Below are 18,480 nucleotides of genomic sequence, written 5' to 3' on the forward strand. Positions count from 1 at the left end.
TTACTTGATGATCTTGGCCACGACGCCGGCGCCGACGGTACGACCGCCTTCGCGAATGGCGAAACGCAGACCTTCGTCCATCGCCACCGGGTTGATGAGCTGCACGGTCATCTTGATGTTGTCGCCCGGCATCACCATCTCGGTGCCTTCCGGCAGCGTCACCGCACCGGTGATGTCCGTGGTGCGGAAGTAGAACTGCGGACGGTAACCCTTGAAGAACGGCGTGTGACGGCCACCCTCGTCCTTCGACAGCACGTACACCTCGGCCTCGAACTCGGTGTGCGGGGTGATGGAACCCGGCTTGGCCAGCACCTGGCCACGCTCCACGTCGTCACGCTTGGTGCCGCGCAGCAGCAGGCCCGCGTTGTCGCCCGCCTGGCCCTGGTCCAGCAGCTTGCGGAACATTTCCACGCCCGTGACCGTGGTCTTCTGGGTCGGACGGATACCGACGATTTCGATTTCGTCGCCCACCTTGATGATGCCGCGCTCGATACGACCGGTCACCACCGTGCCACGGCCCGAAATCGAGAACACGTCTTCCACCGGCATCAGGAACGGCTTGTCCACGTCACGCTGCGGCTCCGGAATGAACGTGTCCAGCGCTTCCACCAGCTTCAGGATGGCCGGCACGCCAATCTCCGACTGGTCGCCTTCCAGCGCCAGGCGCGCCGAACCGTGGATGATGGGGGTGTCGTCGCCCGGGAACTCGTACTTGGTCAGCAGCTCGCGAACTTCCATTTCCACCAGTTCCAGCAGCTCGGCGTCGTCCACCATGTCCGCCTTGTTCAGGAACACCACGATGTACGGCACGCCCACCTGGCGCGACAGCAGGATGTGCTCGCGCGTCTGCGGCATCGGGCCGTCCGCGGCCGAGCACACCAGAATCGCGCCGTCCATCTGCGCCGCACCGGTAATCATGTTCTTCACGTAGTCCGCGTGACCCGGGCAGTCCACGTGCGCGTAGTGGCGCGTCGGGCTTTCGTATTCCACGTGCGCCGTCGAAATCGTGATGCCGCGAGCCTTCTCTTCCGGCGCCGCGTCAATCGCGTCGTACGCCTTGAACTCGCCGCCAAAGCGCTCGGCACCCACCTTCGTCAGCGCCGCCGTCAGCGTCGTCTTGCCGTGGTCAACGTGACCAATCGTGCCCACGTTCACGTGCGGCTTGGTGCGTTCGAATTTACCCTTTGCCATGGCTGCTTCTTCTCGAGGTGGATCGTTGAAATGGAGTTGGAAAGGTGGTGCTCACGAATGGAATCGAACCATCGACCTCCTCCTTACCAAGGAGGTGCTCTACCGACTGAGCTACGTGAGCGTGAAACTGTTTGTCGCTTCGGTTACCGCAGGTCCCGCGCTGGGCGTTCAAGTGGAGCGGGAGACGGGAATCGAACCCGCACCATCAGCTTGGAAGGCTGAGGTTCTACCGTTGAACTACTCCCGCGCCGGGAGACCACTACAACACAAAACAACTCAAATTTTGGTGGAGGGAGGTGGATTCGAACCACCGAAGGCGTAAGCCAGCAGATTTACAGTCTGCCCCCGTTGGCCGCTTGGGTATCCCTCCGTAGCCACCCGGAAGAGCCGGCCGGAGGGGCCAAATCAAACCGGGGTGAAACAGCCAGCGATTTTGGCCTGAAGCAGACTGGCTGTCAACGCGAAACGCCAACTTTTTTATCAGACGTTGAAGCGGAAGTGCAGCACGTCGCCTTCCTGCACCCGGTATTCCTTGCCTTCCAGGCGCAGCCGGCCGGCGTCGCGCGCGCCCGCCTCACCCTTGTACTTGATGAAATCGTCGAAGGCGATGGTCTCGGCGCGGATGAAGCCCTTCTCGAAATCGGTATGGATGACCGCCGCCGCCTGGGGCGCGGTGGCCCCGGCCTTGACCGTCCAGGCGCGGACTTCCTTGACCCCGGCGGTGAAGTAGGTCTGCAGGCCGAGCAGCTTGTAGGCCGCGCGGATCACCCGGTTGAGGCCCGGTTCGTCCAGGCCGAGGTCGGCCAGGAAGGTGTCGCGATCGGCGTCGTCCAGTTGGGCCAGCTCTTCCTCGATGGCGGCCGAGACCGGCACCACCTCGGCGCCCTCGGTGGCGGCGCGGGCGCGCACGGCCTCCAGGTGCGGGTTGTTCTCGAAGCCGTCCTCCAGCACGTTGGCCACGTACATCACCGGCTTGAGGGTCAGCAGGAACAGGTCGCGGACCAACGCCCGCTCCTCCTCGTCCAGGCCCAGCGCGCGGCCCGGCTGGCCTTCGCTCAGGCCGGCATGCAGCTTCTGCAGGACCGGTTTGCGGGCGATGGCATCCTTTTCGCCGGCCTTGGCCGAACGTTCGGCGCGGTTGAGCGCTTTTTCGACGCTATCCAGGTCGGCCAGCGCCAGTTCGGTGTCGATGGTCTCGATATCGGCGATGGGATCCACCTTGCCGGACACATGGACGATGTCGCCGTGCTCGAAGCAACGCACCACGTGGGTGATCGCGTCGACCTCGCGGATGTGGGCCAGGAACTTGTTGCCCAGGCCCTCGCCACTGGCCGCGCCGGCCACCAGCCCGGCGATGTCGACGAACTCGACCGCGGTCGGCAGCACTTTCTGCGGCTTGACGATTTCGGCCAGCTGGTTCAGTCGCGGATCCGGTACCGGCACCACGCCGACATTCGGCTCGATGGTGCAGAACGGAAAATTGGCCGCGGCGATGCCCGCCTTGGTCAGCGCGTTGAACAGGGTCGACTTGCCCACGTTGGGCAGGCCGACGATGCCGCATTTGATGCCCATAAATATCCGGGATTGGGAATTCGGGATTCGGGATTCGAAAAGCGCTTTTCCGAATCCTGAATCCCCAATGCCTAATCCCTGCTCGTGTGCAGCCGCTTCATGGCCTCGTTGAAATCGCCCTGCACGGCCAGCGGGAGTACGTCGATGGCGTCGTCGATGGCGCGGCCGATCAGGATTTCGTCGTCCTTGCCCGGCTTGCCCAGCACCCAGCCGGTCACCTTGTCCTTGTGGCCGGGATGGCCGATGCCGATGCGCAGGCGGTGGAACTTGCCATGCCCCAGCAACTGGAGGGTATCGCGCAGGCCGTTCTGGCCGCCGTGGCCGCCATCGAACTTCAGCCGCGCCACGCCGGGCGCCAGGTCCAGTTCGTCGTGGGCCAGCAGCGCCTCTTCCGGCGCAATCTTCCAATAGCGCAGGGCGGCGGTCACCGATTTGCCGCTCAGGTTCATGTAGGTGGCCGGCTTGAGCAGCCAGATTGGCTGGCCGGCGACCACGACCTTGGCGGTTTCACCGAACAGCTTGCTTTCCAGGCCAAACCGCACGCCCTGTGCCTCGGCCAGGGTATCGACAAAACGGAACCCGGCGTTGTGCCGGGTTCTGGCGTGCTCGGCACCGGGATTGCCCAGTCCGACGATGAGACGAAGACCTGCCATCGCAGTGCCTCACGCCGGTGCGCCCGCTGACGCGGACGCACCGTGGCGCAAGATTACTTCTCTTCCTTCTCGGCGCCTTCGGCCGGAGCCTCGGCTTCTTCCTTGCCGTGCTTGGCGATCACGACGGCGACGTCGTGTTCCTTGCCCAGCTTCAGTTCCGGGATTTCCACGCCGGCCGGCAGCTTGATCTCCGACAGGTGCACGACGGCGCCCACGGCCAGGTTCGACAGGTCGAGCTCGATGAACTCCGGCAGATCCTTCGGCAGGCACTCGACCACGACTTCGTTCAGTTCGTGGGTCACGACCACGTCGGCCGACTTGCCGGCGGGCGAGGTGTCCTGGTTGATGAAGTGCAGCGGCACCGCGGTGCGCAGGGTCTCGTTCTCGTTCACGCGCTGGAAGTCCAGGTGCATGATCTGCTGCTTGTACGGGTGACGCTGCATGTCACGCAGCAGCACCTTCTGGATGTCGCCATTGAGGCTCAGGTCCAGGATCGAGGAATAGAACCAGTCGTGCTGGCTGGCCAGCCAGACTTCGTTGTGGTTCAGCTGGATGCTGACCGGCTTGAGTTCGCCACCGTAGACGATGGCGGGAACGTTGCCGGCGTGACGCAGGCGGCGGCTCGCACCCTTACCCTCGTCTTCGCGGCGCTGGACCTTGATTTCGTGTGTCTTTGCCATGTTTGCTAACTACCTAGGTTGATGAACCGCCTCGCGGCGGCCTTGAAGACTCCCCCGCGACCAGGAGAGCCGTTTGAATGCCGGGATTTGGCATTCGGGATTCGGGATTCGCAAACGCCAATCCCGAATCCCCAATCACGAATCCCGGCCGTCAATCCACATACAGCGAGCTCACCGACTCGCCAAAGGCGATGCGGCGAACCGTTTCGGCCAGCAGTTCCGCCACGCTGAGCTGGCGGATGCGGCCGCACGCCTTCGCTTCCGGCGAAAGCGGGATGGTGTCGGTGACGACCAGTTCGTCCAGCACCGACTTGTTCAGGTTGTCCACCGCCGGGCCCGAGAGCACGGCGTGGGTGCAGTACGCGGCCACCTTCTTGGCGCCTCGCGACTTCAGCGCTGCTGCGGCGGCGCACAGGGTGCCGGCGGTGTCGACGATGTCGTCCACCAGCACGCAGTCCTTGCCGTCCACGTCACCGATGATGTTCATCACGGTGGCGACATTGGCGCGCGGACGTCGCTTGTCGATGATGGCCAGGTCGGCATCGTCCAGGCGCTTGGCGACGGCGCGCGCGCGCACCACGCCGCCCACGTCGGGCGAGACCACGATCAGGTTGTCGGTGCCGTAGGCGCGCCAGATGTCGGCCAGCAGCAGCGGCGAGGCGTACACGTTGTCGACCGGGATATCGAAGAAGCCCTGGATCTGGTCGGCGTGCAGATCCACCGTCAGCACCCGATCGGTACCGACCGCGCTGAACATCTTGGCCGCCACCTTGGCGGTGATCGGCACGCGCGAGGAACGCAGGCGGCGATCCTGGCGCGAGTAGCCGAAGTACGGCACCACCGCGGTGACGCTGGCGGCCGATGCGCGCTTGAGCGCGTCGATCAGCACCAGCAGTTCCATCAGGTTTTCCGCGGCCGGGGCGCAGGTGGGCTGGACCACGAACACTTCCTGCCGGCGGACGTTCTCCTCGATTTCCACCTGCACTTCGCCGTCGGAGAAGCGCGACACCAGCGCCTTGCCCGGACGCACGCCCAGTTCGCGGCAGATGCTGTCGGCCAGCGGCTTGTTGGCGTTGCCGGAGAAGACAAGCAGGTTGCGGTCGTCTTGCATTTTTCTCTCTCGGCGTGGCTTCTGGCGGCGGCGGGAAGTCGCGGCGCAGTCCCTCGCGGGCGCTGCAGGAAAACCGCGGATTGGCAGGGGCGGAAGGATTCGAACCTACGAATGCCGGGATCAAAACCCGGTGCCTTAACCACTTGGCGACGCCCCTAGGCGTTAGGTTTCCGGTTCGAGCGCATCCTGCAGCGGCGAGCGCGGCGCGCCCGGCGCCAGCCAGGCCCGCAGGCCGGACAGTTCCGCCAGCGCCGCTTCCGCCTGGGTCCGCTGTGCGAACTCGACGAAGCAACCGCTGCCGGATCCGGTCAGCCGCGGCGTGCCGATACGCGCCAAGGCCTGGAACACCGCCTCGATGGCGGGTTCCCGGCGGCGCAGTACCGGCTCGAACGCATTGCCGAGCAGGTGTCCCGAAACGAAGTCCGACATTTTCGCGGGTGGCGCGTTTCGCGTCAAATCAGGGGCCTGGAAAAGTGCCGCGGTGGGGACATGGACGCCGGGGTCGGCCAGCACGTACCAGGCCGGAGGCAGCGCGATGGGGGTGAGCTGTTCACCGACACCCTCGGCCCAGGCGTTGTGCCCGCGGACGAACACCGGTACGTCCGCGCCCAGCCGCAGGCCCAGCGCCGCCAGTCGCTCCACCGGCAGGCCGGTGCCCCAGAGCCGGTTGAGCACGACCAGCACCGTCGCCGCGTCGGACGAGCCGCCGCCAAAGCCACCGCCGGCTGGAATGCGCTTTTCAACGGAGATGTCCGCTCCTTGCGCGCAATTGGCCTCTTCTTTTAGCAAGTTAGCCGCGCGCACCAACAGGTCATCGGCCTCGGCCACGCCGGGAACGGAAGCTCCCACCCGGCGGATCGCGCCATCCGGCCGCACCCGCAGGTGCACGGTGTCGCCCCAATCCAGGATCCGGAACACCGACTGCAGCAGGTGATAGCCGTCCGGCCGGCGGCCGGTGATGTGGAGGAACAGGTTCAGCTTGGCCGGTGCGGGCCAGGCCGACCAGCCGTCCTCCGGAGAGGATGCCGTCACGGCGCGGCCCCGAGATCCCAGCGATCCACGATCAGGCGGACCCGGGCCTGGCCGCGCTCGGCCTCGATTCGCCGGGGCATCGCGGGCTGAGCGCCGGCGGCCGGCAGCCACTCGGTGTAGCGGATGGTCCAGCCAGCCTGGCGCAACGCCTGCAGCTGGCCCTCGGGACCGAACTCCGGGCTGCCCTGCCCGCTCAGGCCGCGCGCCCATTCCGAGAGGGTCTGCACCGGAATGTCCCAGCCGGTGGCTTCGCGCAGCAGCAGATCGGCGTCTTCGCCCTGGCGGGGGCCGCCTTCCAGCCCTTCCAGCCGCGCGCCGTCGGAGCCGGCGCTGAGGCGCCAGCTCTGGCGGGTGACCGGGGCGCTCAACGAAGCGGTGTACTGCGCGCCCTGCTGGCGCCAGTCGAGCCGGCCGCTGCCGCCCTTGCCGGCCTGGCTGACCGCCACCCGCGCCTCGAATCCCCATTCCGGTTGCCCGCGCAACCACGCTTCGCGGGTGGCTTGGCGCGCCTGCGCGGCGGCCACGTCCTCGGGATCATCCAGTGGCGGCGGCGCGGATTTGCGACCACCCCCGCTGGCGCAGGCGGCCAGCATCAACACACAGGCCGCCAGCAGCGGGCCACGCCAGTTCCACTTCATGCTCCGGTCTTCTCCAGCGCCCGCTGCAGCGAGCGGTTTTCAGGGTCGAGTTTGCGCGCCTCGTCGAAATACTTGCGCGCCTCGTCCTTCTGCCCCATCACCCACAGCACTTCGCCGACGTGCGCGGCGATCTCGGGATCCTTCTGCAGGGTGAAGGCACGGCGCAGTTGCACCAGCGCTTCCGGCAACCGTCCCAGCCGGTACAGCACCCAGCCGTAGCTGTCGATGATGGCGGCGTTCTCCGGCTCGGCCACGCGCGCGCGATCAATCAGCTCCAGCGCTTCCCGGTAGCGCTGGGTGCGATCGGCCAGGGTGTAGCCGAGTGCGTTGAGGGTGGCGGTGTTCTCCGGATCGATGACCAGGATCTTGCGGAAATCGGCCTCCGCGCGATCGATCCGATCCCGCCGTTCCCAGGCCAGGCCGCGCGCATAGAGGACCTCGATGTCGTCCGGATAGGCCGCCAGGCCGCGCGCGAACACATCCAGCTCGCCGTTGTCGTCCCCGTTCTTCTGGCGCAGCTCGGCTTCCAGCAGATAGGCATTGCGGCGGGCGTCGTCGTCGGCCGAGGCGTCGCCCTGCAGGGTGCGCAGTTCCTGGAACGCCTGGGCCTTGTCGTCCAGTTCGTAGAGGGTGTTGGCGGCGCGCAGGCGCGCCTCGGAACGGGCGCTGCCGGCCGGCACGCTGCGGTACCAGTCCAGCGCTTCCTGCGGACGCTTGAGGAACTCGGCCATCTGTCCCAGCAGCAACCGCCGGCCGCCGTCGGGCTGGCTGGCCTCGCGGCGCAGTTCGTCATACAGCGCGGTCAGCGCGGTGGTGTTGTCGGCCTTGGCCAGCAGGGAGGCCCGCAGCGCGTAGCTCTGATCGTCCTGCGGCCCCTTCGCCAGGGTGGCCGCCGCGGCCACCGAATCCCCCAGCGCCTCGTACTCGGCCGCCACTGCCAACCGCAGCTCGGGCTTTTCCAGTACGTCCGGTCCCAGCCCGCCCAGCACCTTGCGCGCCTCGGCTTCGTCACCGGACCGCCGCAGTTGGGCCGCGTGCAGCAGCACCACGCGCGGCTCCTGCGGGAAGCGGTCCACCACGCTGCCGACGATCCGGCGCGACAGTTCCGGCTGCTCCAGCTGCTGGGCCAATCCGGCGAACGCCAGCCAGGCCTGCAACTGGGCGGGAATGGTGTTGCCGTCGACCAGTTCGCCCAGCAGTTTCGCCGGCAGCTCCGGATCCTTGCCGCCGCTGCCCAGCGCGGTCAGCGCGTAGCGCCAGCCCATCTCGTCGGGCGAGGCCATCAGCGTGCCCAGTTCCCGGCGGGCTGCGCGGGCATCGCCCCGGCGCAGCGCCAGGGTGGCTTCGGCACCGCGCATGGCCAGCGACTTCGGCGCGCGGGCGCGCCACAGCTTGAGCGCCTCGGTGGCGCCGGCGTCGTCGTTGGAAAGCAGGGCGATGCGGGTGGCACGCTCGGCCAGCCCGGCATCCTCGGTGGCGCGGGCCGCTTCCAGGTACCAGCGGGAGGCTTCCGACAGCTGCCCGGTCTGGAGCGCGAACTCGCCCGCCATCACCGTGGTGAGGGCATCGTCCCGCGCCGGCGGCGCCTTGCGCGAGGCCATCGCGGGGCCGGACAGGGCCAACAGCAAGGAAAGCACCAGGCTGAGACGCAATATTGCGGGCATGAGACTCACGTGGGCCGTAAAATAGCGGCCACTTACCAGCCAGCAGCTTAGCGCAAGCACCTGAACGATGACGTTGTGGGTCCTCGGACTGAATCACCAGACCGCGCCGGTCGAACTGCGCGAACGCGTGGCGTTCGACGCTGGCGCGTTGCCGTCGGCGCTGTCCGCGTTGCGCGCCCTGCCGCAGGTCGAGGAAGCCGCGCTGCTGTCCACCTGCAACCGCACCGAGCTGTACGCGGTGGCCCATGACGGGCAGGTGCTGGCGAACTGGCTGGCGACCCATGCCGACGGGCTGGAAGCCTATCTCTACCGCCATCGCGACGCCGACGCCGTGCGCCACCTGTTCCGGGTCGCGACCGGGCTGGACTCGATGGTGCTCGGTGAACCGCAGATCCTCGGCCAGGTGAAGGACGCCTGGGCCAACGCGCGCGAGCACGGCGCGCTGGGCAGTCGCCTGGACCGGCTGTTCCAGCAAACCTTCGCGGTGGCCAAGCGCGCCCGCACCGACACCCGCGTGGGCGCCAATCCGGTGTCGGTAGCCTCCACCGCGGTGCGCCTGGCGCAGGATTCGTTCGCCCGCCTCAGCGACTCGACCGTGCTGCTGGTCGGCGCCGGCGAAACCATCGAGCTGGCGGCCAAGCACCTCAGTGAAGGCCGGGTGCGGCGGCTGCTGATCGCCAACCGGACGCTTGCCCACGCGCAGGAACTGGCCAGCCGGCACGGCGGCTACGCCCTGCCGCTGGGCGAACTGGAACGCCACCTGGCCGAGGCCGACGTGGTGTTTTCGGCGACCGCCGCGCGCGAGCCAATCCTGCTCCGCGCGCATGTTGAACAGGCGCTCGCGCGCCGCCGGCACAAGCCGATGCTGCTGTTCGATCTGGCGGTCCCGCGCGACATCGCCGCCGACGTGGCCGAGCTCAACGACGCCTACCTGTACACGGTCGACGATCTGGAGCGCGCGGTGGAAGACAACCGCCGCAGCCGCCGCGAGGCCGCCGACGCCGCCGAGGCGATCATCGAACTGCAGGTCGCCCGCTTCGTGGAAACCCTGCATGCCAGCAGCCGCCAGGAGCCGCTCAAGCGCCTGCGCGCGCATGGCGAGCAGGCACGCGACGACGTGCTGGCCAAGGCCCGCCAGCAACTCTCCAACGGTCGCGATCCGGACGCGGTGCTGGAATTCCTGGCCCACTCGCTGACCAACCGGCTGTTGCATCCGCCGACCGCCGCGCTACGCGAGGCCGCGCTGACCGGCGACGCCGAGTTGGCGCGCGCCGCCGATCGCCTGTTCCCGGAAAAGGCGCCCTACTCCCATCCCAAGAAACCCGATGACGCCGACGCTGCGCCGTAAACTCGAAGCGCTGGCCGAACGCCGCGAGGAACTGGAACGCCTGCTGGCCGACCCCGGCGTGGCCGGCGACAACGATCGCTTCCGCAACTATTCGCGCGAGTTCGCACAACTGGAACCGGTGGCGCTGGCGCTGGCGGAGGAAGCCAAGGCCAAGCGCGACCTGGCCTCGGCCGAGGCGATGCGCGGGGATCCGGACCTGGGCGATCTGGCGGAAGAGGAAATCGCCGTCGCGCGCGCGCGCCTGGCCGAGCTGGAAGACGAACTGTCGCTGCTGCTGGTGCCGCGCGACAACCGCGACGACGGCAACCTGTTCCTGGAAGTGCGCGCCGGTACCGGCGGCGACGAGGCGGCGATCTTCGCCGGCGATCTGTTCCGCATGTACGCGCGCTACGCCGAGCGCCAGGGCTGGCGGGTGGAGATCGAGTCCGACAATCCCGGCGAGCATGGCGGCTACAAGGAAATCGTGGCCAAGGTCAGCGGGCGCGGCGCGTTCTCGCGGCTCAAGTTCGAATCCGGCACCCATCGCGTGCAGCGCGTGCCCGAAACCGAATCGCAGGGCCGCATCCATACCTCGGCGGCCACCGTGGCGATCATCCCCGACGTGGACGAGGTCGAGGACATCGCGATCAATCCGGCGGATCTGCGGATCGACACCTTCCGCTCTTCCGGCGCCGGCGGCCAGCACGTCAACAAGACCGAATCGGCCATTCGCATCACCCACGTGCCTTCCGGCGTGGTGGTCGAGTGCCAGACCGAGCGCAGCCAGCACGCCAACCGCGACAAGGCGATGAAGCGGCTGAAGGCGCAACTGCTCGACGCCGAGCGCAGCAAGCAGCAGGCCGCCCAGGCCGCCTCGCGGCGGTTGCAGGTCGGCAGCGGCGACCGCAGCCAGCGCATCCGCACCTACAACTTCCCGCAGGGCCGGATCACCGATCACCGGGTCGAGGGCCTGACCCTGTACGATCTGCCCAACATCATGGAAGGCGATCTGGATCCGCTGGTGGATCGCCTGACCCACGAATACCAGGCCGACGAACTGGCCCGACTGACGGAGGCGGCATGAGCATCACGGTACGACGCGCGACCCTGGCCGACGCGGGCGCGATCGCGCCACTGTTCGATCTGTACCGGCAGTTCTACGAGCAGGCCCCGGACGCCACGTTGGCGTCGACGTTCATCCACGAGCGGCTGGCGCGAGAGGAGTCGGTGATCTTCGTCGCCGAGGACGGCGGACGCCTGCTGGGATTCACCCAGTTGTTTCCTTCGTTCTCCTCCGTGCGCGCGGTACGCGTCTGGGTGCTCAACGACCTTTACGTCGTCCGCGAGGCCCGCCGCCAGGGCGTGGCGCGGGCGTTGCTGGACGCCGCGGCGGCATTCGGCCGGGATTCGGGTGCCGCGCGCCTGGAGCTGGAAACCGATCACGACAACCGCACCGCCCAGGCGCTGTACCGGCACCTGGGTTGGGAGCCGTACGACGGCACCCTGCGGTTCCGCCTTCCGCTGGATGCCTGAGGCCTTTTGCGGCGCGGATACCGCCGCGATGGCGGGGGATGCGTGCCGGTCGTGAACGGGCACCATTGAAAGCCGCGCCGGCCAGCCCTTACGCTGCCGGCATGAGCCATGCCAACGACTTCCTGCCCCTGCGCCTTGCCCTGCTGACCGTCTCCGACAGCCGTACCCTGGCCGAGGACGGCAGCGGCGACTACCTCGCCAACGCCGCCACCGACGCCGGCCACCGGATCGCCGAGCGCAGCCTGCTTCCGGACGACCGCTACCAGCTGCGTGCACTGGTTTCGCGCTGGATCGCGGATCCGGAGGTGGACGGCATCCTCGTCACCGGCGGCACCGGCTTCACCGGCCGCGATTCCACGCCGGAAGCCCTGCTGCCGCTGCTCGACAAGGAGATGCCGGGCTTCGGCGAGTTGTTCCGCGCGATCAGCTTCGAGGAAATCGGGACCTCCTCGCTGCAGTCGCGCGCCTTCGCCGGATTGGCCAACGGCACCTTCCTGTTCTGCCTGCCCGGCTCCACCTCGGCCTGCCGCACGGCCTGGGAACGCATCATCTCCGCGCAACTCGACGCCCGCACCCGGCCCTGCAACCTCGCCACCCTGCGGCCCCGCCTCAAGGAATGACTACAGGAACGGCCATGTCCATCGACGCCACCCTGCGCATGCTCGCCAAGGCCAGCGGACTCAGCGCCGCCGACATCGCCACCGCCATTCCCCGGGTCGGCGCCGCGACCGTCCGATCGTGGATGAGCGGCGACAAACTGCCCGGCAAGGATCAGCTGGCCGCCCTCGCCCGCGCGTTCGGCGTACCGGCCGGCGCGTTGCTGGCGGAACTGGCCACCCAGCTGGATCCGGCGCGCACGCGCGGCGAACACGATCTCCTGGCCGCGTACCGCGAACTGAATTCCCGCCAGCAGGGCGCGCTGCTGGAAGTGGCGCGCGGCATGGCCGGCACCTCCCGCCAGAACCGCCGGAAGAAGGCCCCATGAAAGAACTCAAGCGCAAGGAATACGAACAGTTGCTCAAGCCGTTGCAACTGGAACTGGCAGCGATGGCACGCTGGGCCGCGCACGCGGGCGCGCGCATCGTGGTGCTGATGGAAGGCCGCGATACCGCCGGCAAGGGCGGTGCCATCAACGCCATCCGCGAACACCTCAATCCGCGCCAGTGCCATGTGGCCGCACTACCCAAACCCGGTGAACGCGAAAGTACCCAGTGGTACCTGCAACGTTACATCGCACACCTGCCGGCGGCGGGTGAAATCGTGCTGTTCGATCGCAGCTGGTACAACCGCGCCGGGGTGGAAAAGGTGATGGGCTTCTGCACCGCCACCGAGTACCGCCGGTTCCTGGCCCAGGTCCCGATCTTCGAGAAGCTGCTGGTGGACGACGGCATCCTGCTGTTCAAGTACTGGCTGGCGGTGGATCAGTCGCGCCAGGAGGAGCGCTTCGCCGAACGCGCCGAGGAACCGCTCAAGAGCTGGAAGCTCTCGCCCATCGATCTGAAGGCGCGCGAGAAATACGCCGACTACACCGCCGCCCGCGAGGCGATGCTCAAAGCCACGCACACCACCGACGCGCCGTGGACGCTGGTCGACTTCAACGATCAGCGACGCGGACGGCTGACCCTGATCCGCGACCTGCTGGATCGCCTGCCAGACACCCAGGTGCCGCTGGAGACCTTCGGCCTTCCGCCGTTGAAGGGCAAACCGCAGAAAGAGAAGTACGGCGTGCTCAAGCCGATCGCGCCGTTTCCGATCTGATCCGCGCGCTCGTTCCGCGCGGCTGAACGTTTCCCATGTGGAATGTGAGTTACGTGACCTGTTTCACTGCCGATTCAGTCCGTTCTCCCAAGACTCGCCGCACCTGAATCACATCCGCCAATGGAGTGCCCCATGAACACCATCCGCCATTCCAGACCGCTGCTGGCGCTGTGCGCCGGCCTGCTGCTCGCCACCGCTTCGGCCGCGAATGCGCAGGTGGTCGGCTACAACTTCCGCACGGGCGATGCGTGGGTCGACACCCGCCTGATCGAGATCAACGACTACGGTTCGCGCTACCGCGAGCCCTTCATCGACGAGATGACCGGCTACTACGGTGCACCGCGCTCGCTGGTGACGGACCTGTTCGGCCGGCGCTGGTCGGCGGGCGACATCTACTACGCTTGCGCCATCGCGCACATCCTGCGCCTGCCCTGCATCGATGTCGTCCATGAGTACGAGCGCAATCCCGGCCAGGGCTGGGGCGCCATCGCCAAGCGCATGGGCATCAAGCCCGGCTCGTCGCAGTTCCATGCGCTGAAGAACGGCTTCTCGCGCACCTATGACCGCTGGGGCTATCCGGTCGCGGTGGATCGCAACGTGCATGTCGACTGGTCCAAGCATGGTCCGGGCAAGGGCAAGCCGGCGAATGCCGGCAACGGCAACGGCGGCGGCAAGAGCTCGCGTCCGGCGCAGGGCAACGGCCACGCAGCCTCCGACAAGGGACGCGGCGGCGAACACGGTCCTCCGGCGCAGAGCGGCGGCGGCAAGGGCAAGGGACAAGGACAGGGTGGCAAGGACAAGGGCAACGGCCAGGGCAAGAAGTAAGCCGGACCGAACCGACGCAAACGAAAGAGGCGGCCACTTGGCCGCCTCTTTTTTGTTTGCGAACGCGTTTGTTTGCGGGACGCGCTTCAGCCGACTTCGAATCCCGGCGGCACCGGCGCGGTCCACGGCGAGCGTTCCACCCGTTCGACCCGTGCCTGCGGTGGGCCATGGTGCAGCCAACCCGCCAGCGTTTCGATGGCCTCCGGCTCGCCGGCCACGATCACTTCCACGCGCCCGTCCGGCAGGTTCCGCGCCATGCCCGCCAGGCCCAGCCGGCGTGCCTGTTCGCGGGTGGAGGCGCGGAAGAACACGCCCTGCACCTTGCCTTCGATCAGGAAGCGGACCGCGTCCATCAGCCCGGCTTGCCCGCCGACTGCGCCATCAGGGCTTCCAGATCACGCGCGGTGACCGGGCCGGCGAACGCCTTGGCCACCTTGCCTTCGGGCGAGATCAAATACGTGGTGGGCAAGCCGCGCGGTGTCGCGAAATCAGCCGGTGGCGCCATCACGTCGAGGATCGCGATCGGATAGACCACCGGGTGTTCCTTCAGGAACGCCTGCATGTCGGCGGCGGTGATGTCCTCGTAGGCCAGGCCGATGACCTGCACGTCCTCGCGCATCGCATCCAGCGCCGACAGTTCCGGCATCTCCTTCAGGCAGGGCGCGCACCAGGTGGCCCAGAAGTTGACCACCACCCATTTGCCGCGCTGCGCGGACAGTTCGAACCGTCCGCCATCGATGGTATCGACCGCCAGTGTCGGCAGATCGGCGGTGGTTTCCCGGACCTGCATGCCGTTGCCGGCATCGGCCGCGGGCGCTTCCGCGGCCGGTTTTGGTTCACCGGTCGCAGCGGGGGCGGCCGGCGTCGAAGGCTTGCAGCCGGCCAGCGCCAGCGTGCCCGCCAGCAGGATTGTCAGCACCACTCTCATCGATTGTCCTCGTTGGAATCCAGATAGATGTCGCTAACCCGGCGCTTGAGCAGTTCGCGCAGCGGCACCCGCAATTCGTCCAGCGTGCGGCGCGCGGCGATGCCGAGCGAATCGTCGCGACACGGCAGGTGCGCCTCGGCGATCGGAATGCGCAACTGGCACGCCTCGTAGAGCTCGGCCAGGGTCATGTCGTCCAGATCCCGCGCCAGCAACCATTCGCCCTCCTCCGCCCGCCGCAGCAGGTTGATGTCGGCCAACTGGCCGAGCATCTGCTGGATCAGCGAATCGGTCAGCATCGGCTCCAGCGCCAGGATCTGGTCGCTGTGCAGGCCCTGGCCCTGCGCGCGGGCTTCGTTGAAGCGGCCCAGCATGCGCAGCAGCCCATAGATTTCGTAGCCGAGCGGCAGCCGCATCGATACCGGCTGGTAGCGGAAGGCCGCCATCGCCGACGCCAGCGACGCCCCCATCAGGATCGCCACCCAGCACAGGTAGATCCACATCAGCAGGATCGGTACCGCGGCGAACGTGCTGTAGATCTTCTGATAGGTATTGAAGCTGCCCAGGTACAGGCCCAGGCCCCACTTCACCAGTTCCAGCAGGACGGTGGCGAGCAATGCGCCGGCCATCGCATAGCGCAGCTTGATGGTCCGGTGCGGCACCACGCGGTAGATCATGGTGATGGCGGCGAACTCGATCAGCAGCGGCGCCAGCGTCAGCACGAAGGTGCGCAGCACCTGGCCCTCGCTGGTCGCGAACAGCGGCAGGGCGAAGAAGCGGGCCGACATCGCCAGCGACGCCGCCGCCACCAGTGCGCCCAGGGTCAGCACCGTCCAGTACACCAGGAAACGGCCGAACTTCGGCCGCGACGAGGCCACCCGCCAGATCCGGTTGAAGGTCGCCTCGACGCTGTTGAGCGTGATCAGCAGTGAAATCACCAGCACGATCACGCCGACCGCGGTGAGCTGGCCCGCGCTGGCGGAGAATTGCTTGATGTAGATCTCCGCCGAACGCGCCGCATTGGGCACGAAGTTGGAGAAGATGTAGTCGCTGAGCTGGTCGCTCCAGCGATCGAACACCGGGAAGGCCGACAACACCCCGAACACCACCATCGCCAGCGGCACCAGCGCGAACAGGGTGGTGTAGGCCAGCGACGCCGCCGCCTGGAACAGCCGATCGTCGAGGAAACGCTTGGCCAGGAAACGGAAGAAGGTACCGGCGCGCGCGCGGTCGCGCAGGCGGTCGGTCCAGCGATTGACGGAATCCAGTGGCTCCATGACGCCGAAAGGGTAACCGATGCGTCCGCGACGCGACATCGCCGCGTTCCCCGGGGGATACTAGGCGGCCCTGACGCGAATGGACCGATGCATGGCCGAGATCCTGGTGCTCTACTACAGCCGCGGCGGATCGGTGGCCCGCCTGGCCCGGCAGATCGCGCGCGGCATCGGCGAGGTCGAGGGCATGGCGGCGCGCCTGCGCACGGTGCCGCCCGTGGCGCCGGTGACCCAGCAGGCCGCGCCTCCGGTCCCCGAGGAAGGCGCGCCCTACGTGGAAGCGCGCGACCTGGCCGAATGCGCCGGCCTCATCCTCGGCAGCCCCACCCGCTTCGGCAACATGGCCGCGCCGCTCAAGCATTTCATCGACGGCCTGGGCGCGGAATGGGCCAGCGGCACCCTGGTCGACAAACCCGCCGCGGTGTTCACTTCCACCGCCACCCAGCACGGCGGCCAGGAATCGACCCTGCTGTCGATGCAGTTGCCGCTGCTGCACCATGGCTGCGTGCTGGTCGGGATTCCGTTCACCGAGACATTGCTGAGCACCACCCGCACCGGCGGTTCGCCCTACGGCGCCAGCCACGTGGCCGGCGGCAGCGACGACCCCGTGCTCAGCGACGATGAAGCCGCGCTAGCGCGCGCGCTCGGCCGTCGCGTGGCCGATGTCGCACGCCGGCTGGAGGGCCAGCGATGACGCGTCCGCGCATCCCGTCCGCGCTGATGCTGCTGGCACTGTCGGCGCTGTACGCACTGTGGTTCCGCGGTGACCGCCACTATCTGGCGGTGCTGCTGGTGTTCTGCCTGCCGCCGTTCCTGCTGTCGCTGGGGCATTTCCTGCGCCGGCCGCGGGCGCCGTTCTGGGCGGGGGTGTTCGCCCTGTTCTGGTTTGCCCATGCGGTCATGGTCGCGTGGTCGCGGCCGGCCGAGGCGGGTTATGCGTGGGGCGGCATCGCGTTGTCGGTGGGCATCGTGCTGGCCACCAGCTGGCCGGCGCTGCGCGCCCGCTTCGGCCGCAGGGCCGCGCCGTGATCACGCGCGGCGGACAAGGCGGCCTGCTGCGCTGGGCGGTGTTGTTTCTGCTGACGCTGTGCGCGGCCTCGCCCGCGTTCGCCGATGAAGGCGGCAACGAATGCCGACCTCGCGAACAGGTTGTCACCCAGGCGGACGGCTCGCGTCTGCGCCTGGCGGTTCGATGCGATGCGGCCGGTGCCGATGGCACGGTGTCGCCGGCCCGCTACGAGGTGGCGATTGCCGCTCCGGGCGGCTCGCGGTTCCAGCCGGCGCTGACGCTGGGAACCGACGCCATGGAAGAACCGCTGCGCGACGTCGACCTGATCGACATCGATCAGGACGGCTTCTTCGAAGTGGAAGCACGCGGCATGTGTGGAGCCGGCCCGAACTGTCTGGGCGATCTCTATCGCCAGGATCCGGCGACCGGCAAACTCTTCCATTTCTTCAGCGGCGGCTACGCGGACCTGCGCGTGCTCGACGGCCACCTGGTCGAATCCGGGCGCGCCAGCTGCTGCGCCTGGGAATACCACGCCTGGCCGCTGGGCGGTCCGCCGCGCCTGCGCGACTACGACAACATGGCGTTGATGATCACCATTGGCGCCGATATCGCGAGCGAGGACGGGGATGCGCCCGCCCGCTGCACCTTCAGCCGCAGGAACGGCGATAATTGGCGGGTTGTCGCGCCCCCGGGCGCGGCGTGGCTGGCGCTGTGCGAGGTGTACGGCGACGACTACCACCTGGTCACCCCCGAAGAAGCGCGCGCCGCGGAAGCCGCGACCGCGCAGGAGCCCTGAGATGGAAGAACTTCTGATCGTCACCACCGGCGGCACGATCGACAAGATCTATTTCGACGACAAGTCCGATTACCAGATCGGCGATCCGCAGATCGGCCAGATCCTGAAGGAACTCGGGGTGGCGTTCCGTTTCACCGTCATCCCGATCATCCGCAAGGACTCGCTGCACATCACCGACGAGGACCGCGAACTGATCCGCGCCACCGTCGCCGCGCAGCCGGCCCGCCACGTGCTGATCACCCACGGCACCGACTCGATGGTGCAGACCGGCCATGTGCTCAAGTCCATTCCGGACAAGACCATCGTGATGACCGGCGCGCTCAATCCGGCCCGCTTCCGCGGCTCGGACGCGGAGTTCAACATCGGCTGCGCGGTCGGCGCGGTGCAGTCGCTGCCGCCGGGCGTCTACATCGCCATGAACGGCCGCATCTGGGATCCGGCCAAGGTCCGCAAGAACGTCGCTGCCAACCGTTTCGAAGCGGCCTGATCCGG

The 18,480-nt window shown here is 67.7% G+C and carries 22 protein-coding genes and 4 tRNA genes; 11 read left to right on the plus strand and 15 right to left on the minus strand.

Features of this window, described 5'->3' with window-relative positions; genetic code table 11:
• The 12 genes from tuf to ACTJI2_RS10335 form a co-directional block, all read right to left on the minus strand.
• Positions 1-1,191: an elongation factor Tu gene (tuf, locus tag ACTJI2_RS10280; protein WP_183638687.1), complete on the minus strand. Its 1,191-nt coding sequence runs from the start codon at positions 1,189-1,191 to the stop codon at positions 1-3.
• A 45-nt stretch (positions 1,192-1,236) separates the two neighbouring features.
• Positions 1,237-1,312, minus strand: a tRNA-Thr gene (locus ACTJI2_RS10285).
• 52 nt (positions 1,313-1,364) lie between these two features.
• Positions 1,365-1,438 (minus strand) — tRNA-Gly (locus ACTJI2_RS10290).
• A 37-nt stretch (positions 1,439-1,475) separates the two neighbouring features.
• Positions 1,476-1,561: transfer RNA gene (locus ACTJI2_RS10295), tRNA-Tyr, on the minus strand.
• Positions 1,562-1,671: 110 nt separating this feature from the next.
• A complete protein-coding gene (gene ychF, locus ACTJI2_RS10300) occupies positions 1,672-2,763 on the minus strand; it encodes a redox-regulated ATPase YchF (protein ID WP_183638699.1) in 1,092 nt (363 codons plus the stop codon).
• 71 nt (positions 2,764-2,834) lie between these two features.
• On the minus strand, positions 2,835-3,416 hold the full coding sequence (gene pth / locus ACTJI2_RS10305) for an aminoacyl-tRNA hydrolase (RefSeq protein WP_440842048.1): 582 nt from the start codon (positions 3,414-3,416) through the stop codon (positions 2,835-2,837).
• A gap of 53 nt (positions 3,417-3,469) precedes the next feature.
• Positions 3,470-4,096, minus strand: a complete 627-nt coding sequence (locus tag ACTJI2_RS10310) for a 50S ribosomal protein L25/general stress protein Ctc (RefSeq protein WP_183638704.1) — start codon at positions 4,094-4,096, stop codon at positions 3,470-3,472.
• Positions 4,097-4,247: 151 nt separating this feature from the next.
• A complete protein-coding gene (locus tag ACTJI2_RS10315) occupies positions 4,248-5,207 on the minus strand; it encodes a ribose-phosphate diphosphokinase (protein ID WP_141455864.1) in 960 nt (319 codons plus the stop codon).
• Between the two features lie 81 nt (positions 5,208-5,288).
• Positions 5,289-5,364, minus strand: a tRNA-Gln gene (locus ACTJI2_RS10320).
• Positions 5,365-5,369: 5 nt separating this feature from the next.
• Complete coding sequence (ispE, locus tag ACTJI2_RS10325; protein ID WP_440842049.1) at positions 5,370-6,239, minus strand: 4-(cytidine 5'-diphospho)-2-C-methyl-D-erythritol kinase; 870 nt, start codon at positions 6,237-6,239, stop codon at positions 5,370-5,372.
• On the minus strand, positions 6,236-6,877 hold the full coding sequence (gene lolB / locus ACTJI2_RS10330) for a lipoprotein insertase outer membrane protein LolB (RefSeq protein ID WP_440842050.1): 642 nt from the start codon (positions 6,875-6,877) through the stop codon (positions 6,236-6,238). The genes ispE and lolB overlap by 4 nt, the downstream gene beginning before the upstream one ends.
• Positions 6,874-8,541, minus strand: coding sequence for a tetratricopeptide repeat protein (locus tag ACTJI2_RS10335; RefSeq protein ID WP_440842051.1), 1,668 nt, complete (start codon positions 8,539-8,541; stop codon positions 6,874-6,876). Before ACTJI2_RS10335 ends, lolB begins: the two co-directional genes overlap by 4 nt.
• 67 nt (positions 8,542-8,608) lie before the next feature.
• Here ACTJI2_RS10335 and hemA point away from each other — a divergent pair, with 67 nt between their 5' ends.
• The 7 genes from hemA (at position 8,609) to ACTJI2_RS10370 (ending at position 13,984) form a co-directional block, all read left to right on the plus strand.
• Positions 8,609-9,889 (plus strand): glutamyl-tRNA reductase, encoded by a 1,281-nt coding sequence (gene hemA, locus ACTJI2_RS10340; protein ID WP_183638712.1) that lies wholly within the window; start codon positions 8,609-8,611, stop codon positions 9,887-9,889.
• Positions 9,867-10,952 (plus strand): peptide chain release factor 1, encoded by a 1,086-nt coding sequence (gene prfA / locus ACTJI2_RS10345; protein ID WP_440842052.1) that lies wholly within the window; start codon positions 9,867-9,869, stop codon positions 10,950-10,952. Before hemA ends, prfA begins: the two co-directional genes overlap by 23 nt.
• Positions 10,949-11,401, plus strand: coding sequence for a GNAT family N-acetyltransferase (locus ACTJI2_RS10350; RefSeq protein WP_183638716.1), 453 nt, complete (start codon positions 10,949-10,951; stop codon positions 11,399-11,401). The genes prfA and ACTJI2_RS10350 overlap by 4 nt, the downstream gene beginning before the upstream one ends.
• A gap of 101 nt (positions 11,402-11,502) precedes the next feature.
• Positions 11,503-12,021, plus strand: coding sequence for a molybdenum cofactor biosynthesis protein B (gene moaB, locus ACTJI2_RS10355; protein ID WP_183638718.1), 519 nt, complete (start codon positions 11,503-11,505; stop codon positions 12,019-12,021).
• 14 nt (positions 12,022-12,035) lie between these two features.
• Positions 12,036-12,386, plus strand: a complete 351-nt coding sequence (locus tag ACTJI2_RS10360) for a helix-turn-helix domain-containing protein (protein ID WP_203322900.1) — start codon at positions 12,036-12,038, stop codon at positions 12,384-12,386.
• Positions 12,383-13,159 carry a polyphosphate kinase 2 gene (ppk2, locus tag ACTJI2_RS10365; protein ID WP_192197882.1) on the plus strand — a complete coding sequence of 259 codons (777 nt, stop codon included), beginning with the start codon at positions 12,383-12,385 and terminating at the stop codon, positions 13,157-13,159. The genes ACTJI2_RS10360 and ppk2 overlap by 4 nt, the downstream gene beginning before the upstream one ends.
• A gap of 132 nt (positions 13,160-13,291) precedes the next feature.
• Positions 13,292-13,984: a hypothetical protein gene (locus ACTJI2_RS10370; protein WP_203322898.1), complete on the plus strand. Its 693-nt coding sequence runs from the start codon at positions 13,292-13,294 to the stop codon at positions 13,982-13,984.
• An 86-nt stretch (positions 13,985-14,070) separates the two neighbouring features.
• Here ACTJI2_RS10370 and ACTJI2_RS10375 read toward each other — a convergent pair whose 3' ends face one another.
• Genes ACTJI2_RS10375 through ACTJI2_RS10385 form a run of 3 tightly spaced genes read right to left on the minus strand, consistent with a single transcriptional unit; the run spans position 14,071 to position 16,186 of the window.
• Positions 14,071-14,337: an acylphosphatase gene (locus ACTJI2_RS10375; protein ID WP_192197884.1), complete on the minus strand. Its 267-nt coding sequence runs from the start codon at positions 14,335-14,337 to the stop codon at positions 14,071-14,073.
• On the minus strand, positions 14,337-14,912 hold the full coding sequence (locus ACTJI2_RS10380; protein WP_440842053.1) for a TlpA family protein disulfide reductase: 576 nt from the start codon (positions 14,910-14,912) through the stop codon (positions 14,337-14,339). The genes ACTJI2_RS10375 and ACTJI2_RS10380 overlap by 1 nt, the downstream gene beginning before the upstream one ends.
• Positions 14,909-16,186, minus strand: a complete 1,278-nt coding sequence (locus ACTJI2_RS10385) for a YihY family inner membrane protein (RefSeq protein WP_183641165.1) — start codon at positions 16,184-16,186, stop codon at positions 14,909-14,911. Before ACTJI2_RS10385 ends, ACTJI2_RS10380 begins: the two co-directional genes overlap by 4 nt.
• Before the next feature lie 91 nt (positions 16,187-16,277).
• Between ACTJI2_RS10385 and wrbA the strand changes: the two genes are divergently transcribed.
• From wrbA to ACTJI2_RS10405, 4 genes are read left to right on the plus strand one after another with little or no spacing between them, the layout of a single operon-like run.
• Complete coding sequence (gene wrbA / locus ACTJI2_RS10390; protein WP_183638729.1) at positions 16,278-16,877, plus strand: NAD(P)H:quinone oxidoreductase; 600 nt, start codon at positions 16,278-16,280, stop codon at positions 16,875-16,877.
• Positions 16,874-17,212, plus strand: coding sequence for a DUF2069 domain-containing protein (locus ACTJI2_RS10395; RefSeq protein ID WP_440842054.1), 339 nt, complete (start codon positions 16,874-16,876; stop codon positions 17,210-17,212). Before wrbA ends, ACTJI2_RS10395 begins: the two co-directional genes overlap by 4 nt.
• Positions 17,209-17,988 (plus strand): hypothetical protein, encoded by a 780-nt coding sequence (locus ACTJI2_RS10400; RefSeq protein WP_440842055.1) that lies wholly within the window; start codon positions 17,209-17,211, stop codon positions 17,986-17,988. Before ACTJI2_RS10395 ends, ACTJI2_RS10400 begins: the two co-directional genes overlap by 4 nt.
• Position 17,989: 1 nt before the next feature.
• The gene (locus tag ACTJI2_RS10405) at positions 17,990-18,475 is read left to right on the plus strand and encodes an asparaginase domain-containing protein (RefSeq protein ID WP_183638736.1); all 486 of its coding nucleotides are present in this window, start codon (positions 17,990-17,992) and stop codon (positions 18,473-18,475) included.
• Positions 18,476-18,480 lie beyond the last annotated feature (5 nt).

This window comes from Pseudoxanthomonas sp. 22568 (assembly GCF_052044485.1).
In the GTDB taxonomy this organism is placed as follows: Bacteria; Pseudomonadota; Gammaproteobacteria; order Xanthomonadales; family Xanthomonadaceae; genus Pseudoxanthomonas_A; species Pseudoxanthomonas_A beigongshangi.

Excerpts from the sequence above, each read along its gene's own strand:
- tuf (WP_183638687.1), bottom strand. The coding sequence starts at position 1,191 with ATGGCAAAGGGTAAATTCGAACGCACCAAGCCGCACGTGAACGTGGGC.
- ychF (WP_183638699.1), bottom strand. The coding sequence starts at position 2,763 with ATGGGCATCAAATGCGGCATCGTCGGCCTGCCCAACGTGGGCAAGTCG.
- pth (WP_440842048.1), bottom strand. The coding sequence starts at position 3,416 with ATGGCAGGTCTTCGTCTCATCGTCGGACTGGGCAATCCCGGTGCCGAG.
- ACTJI2_RS10310 (WP_183638704.1), bottom strand. The coding sequence starts at position 4,096 with ATGGCAAAGACACACGAAATCAAGGTCCAGCGCCGCGAAGACGAGGGT.
- ACTJI2_RS10315 (WP_141455864.1), bottom strand. The coding sequence starts at position 5,207 with ATGCAAGACGACCGCAACCTGCTTGTCTTCTCCGGCAACGCCAACAAG.
- lolB (WP_440842050.1), bottom strand. The coding sequence starts at position 6,877 with ATGAAGTGGAACTGGCGTGGCCCGCTGCTGGCGGCCTGTGTGTTGATG.
- ACTJI2_RS10335 (WP_440842051.1), bottom strand. The coding sequence starts at position 8,541 with ATGCCCGCAATATTGCGTCTCAGCCTGGTGCTTTCCTTGCTGTTGGCC.
- hemA (WP_183638712.1), top strand. The coding sequence starts at position 8,609 with ATGACGTTGTGGGTCCTCGGACTGAATCACCAGACCGCGCCGGTCGAA.
- prfA (WP_440842052.1), top strand. The coding sequence starts at position 9,867 with ATGACGCCGACGCTGCGCCGTAAACTCGAAGCGCTGGCCGAACGCCGC.
- ACTJI2_RS10350 (WP_183638716.1), top strand. The coding sequence starts at position 10,949 with ATGAGCATCACGGTACGACGCGCGACCCTGGCCGACGCGGGCGCGATC.
- moaB (WP_183638718.1), top strand. The coding sequence starts at position 11,503 with ATGAGCCATGCCAACGACTTCCTGCCCCTGCGCCTTGCCCTGCTGACC.
- ACTJI2_RS10360 (WP_203322900.1), top strand. The coding sequence starts at position 12,036 with ATGTCCATCGACGCCACCCTGCGCATGCTCGCCAAGGCCAGCGGACTC.
- ppk2 (WP_192197882.1), top strand. The coding sequence starts at position 12,383 with ATGAAAGAACTCAAGCGCAAGGAATACGAACAGTTGCTCAAGCCGTTG.
- ACTJI2_RS10370 (WP_203322898.1), top strand. The coding sequence starts at position 13,292 with ATGAACACCATCCGCCATTCCAGACCGCTGCTGGCGCTGTGCGCCGGC.
- ACTJI2_RS10375 (WP_192197884.1), bottom strand. The coding sequence starts at position 14,337 with ATGGACGCGGTCCGCTTCCTGATCGAAGGCAAGGTGCAGGGCGTGTTC.
- ACTJI2_RS10380 (WP_440842053.1), bottom strand. The coding sequence starts at position 14,912 with ATGAGAGTGGTGCTGACAATCCTGCTGGCGGGCACGCTGGCGCTGGCC.
- ACTJI2_RS10385 (WP_183641165.1), bottom strand. The coding sequence starts at position 16,186 with ATGGAGCCACTGGATTCCGTCAATCGCTGGACCGACCGCCTGCGCGAC.
- wrbA (WP_183638729.1), top strand. The coding sequence starts at position 16,278 with ATGGCCGAGATCCTGGTGCTCTACTACAGCCGCGGCGGATCGGTGGCC.
- ACTJI2_RS10395 (WP_440842054.1), top strand. The coding sequence starts at position 16,874 with ATGACGCGTCCGCGCATCCCGTCCGCGCTGATGCTGCTGGCACTGTCG.
- ACTJI2_RS10405 (WP_183638736.1), top strand. The coding sequence starts at position 17,990 with ATGGAAGAACTTCTGATCGTCACCACCGGCGGCACGATCGACAAGATC.